The sequence below is a fragment of the Pseudostreptobacillus sp. genome, assembly GCF_977040545.1.
In genome coordinates this window covers 1-2,120 of sequence record NZ_CDRRBS010000135.1, presented here as the reverse complement: position 1 = coordinate 2,120, position 2,120 = coordinate 1, and the positions used below count along the sequence as shown (strand labels likewise).

The following is a 2,120-nucleotide window of genomic DNA, read 5'->3' as shown; positions in this document are numbered from 1 at the left end:
AGTATAGAAAAATTGAAATCTGAAGCTGATAGTCAATATGAAAAAATTACACAAAATATATATTCTTTAAAAGAAGAACTTTCAGATGTATTTAAAAATGAGAATATAGGTAAATTAAATGAAGTTAAAAATAGTATAGAGGATGTTAATTATAAAATATCTTCAATTACAAGAGCAATTAAAACTATAGAATATGAAATTAAAGAAACAGAAACATCTATTGTTGAAAATAAAGATAAAATAGACTTGAATAAAGAGAATATTAAAAAAAATAGTGAAAGATTAGATGAAATATTTGATATTAAGCAAGATTTAGAAATAGAACTTGGTAATATAGGGAATATTAATAAGTTGACCAAAAAATTAAATACGATTAATGTTGAATATGCAGTTTTAAATGAAAAATATACTAATATCTTAAATAATAAAAAAGATATTAAAAATCAATATGATATATTAAGTAAAGATATTGATGATATATTTGCTTTTGAAAATGATAAAGATAAGCTATTTGAAAAGTTTGATTTAAATTTAAGAGAGTATGAAGAACTTGTTAAAAATATAGAAAAAGAAAAAAATAGTAATAATGAGAATATTAAAAAGTTTGAAGATTTACTTAAATTGATAGATGAAAAAGAACATAATTTAATTAAAGTAAGAAATGAACTTGAAAAAGAATTAATAAAAGAAAGTAATTTATCTGAAAAATTAGCTGAAAATATTATTAGAAATTCTAATGATTTAGAGAATACTTTAGAAAATATGAGAATAGAGGAAGAAAAAGTAGATAATATTAAAAATAGTGATAAATACTTTAATATCAGTGAGGAAGATATTAATGGTATTAAAAGAGATATATCTTCATTAGAATATAAGAAAAATAATATTGGATTAGTAAATCTTTCTTCAATAGAAGAGTATAATATAGAATTTGAAAAACACAGCATTTTATTAGAGCAAATGCAAGATTTAGAAAAGTCTTCAAGATCTATAAGAGAATTAATTTCTAAAATAGATGATGAAATGAAAACTAAATTTTCGTATGCTTTGACTGAAATTAAAAATAATTTTAAATACATGTGTTCAGAAATATTTTATGGTGCAAGAGGTGATATTAAACTTACAAATCCAGATGATATTCTTTCTTCCGGTCTTGAATTAAGTGTTAAATATAAAAATAAACCTGAACAAACTCTTTTACTTTTATCTGGGGGAGAAAAATCTATGCTTGCTGTTTCTTTTATAATGGCTATATTTATGTTTAAACCATCACCGTTTACTTTCTTTGACGAAATAGAAGCAGCACTAGATGAAAGAAATACGAAAAAAATAGTTGAGTTATTAAGAAGATTTATAGAAAAATCACAATTTATCCTTATAACACATAATAAAGAGACTATGAAGGGGGCAGATAGACTATATGGTGTATCTATGAATAAGGAAGTTGGGGAATCAAAAATTGTATCTGTTGATATATAATAAAGAGGTGATTTAATGAAAAAGTATTTATTTATTATATCTTTAATACTATTTCCTATGATATCATTTACTGAAGAAGAAGTTAATGATAAAAGTAAAAATAGTGTAGTAGAAGAAGTTGAAAAAACTGAAAAGATTGTAGAAAAAAAGGTAAGGACTAATAATTATACTTTAAATTTAAAATTTGATAAATATTTTAATAAAGATTTTAATTATTTTGTATATTTTAATAGACAAATTGCTTTAAAAATACAACCAAACTCAAAATCAAAAACGTTAAAGGTATTAAATAAAGGCTCAAGACTTGCATATAAGGGAAAAGTTGTTGATGCAAATAAAAATGAATGGTATGTAGTATTGTATAATAAAAATATAGCTTATATTCCTAAAAATTCTGCTGTTATTAGAGCATTTAATTGGGAGAAAGCTGTAAAATTAGGTAATGCAATTAACATTTTTATAGAAGATACTTTAAATGAAGGTAAAAATATATACTATATAGATGTGTATAATTTAGTACCATCAACTGATGAAAAATCAGATAAATATGGGAATCCTGATAATCAAAGTATTAAAGCTTATGGAGAAAAAACAAGTTTTATAAATCTAGGTGATAGGTCTTTATTTACTATTGTGAAAGA

1 protein-coding gene and 1 pseudogene are annotated in these 2,120 nt (G+C 22.2%); both read left to right on the top strand.

Annotation, left to right across the window (positions count from 1 at the left end):
- A partial coding sequence (locus ACWYO2_RS05880) for an AAA family ATPase (protein WP_455515548.1) occupies positions 1-1,479 on the top strand: 1,479 nt, incomplete at its 5' end.
- A 15-nt stretch (positions 1,480-1,494) separates the two neighbouring features.
- Positions 1,495-2,120 (top strand): annotated as a pseudogene (locus ACWYO2_RS05875) (hypothetical protein); the annotation flags it as partial.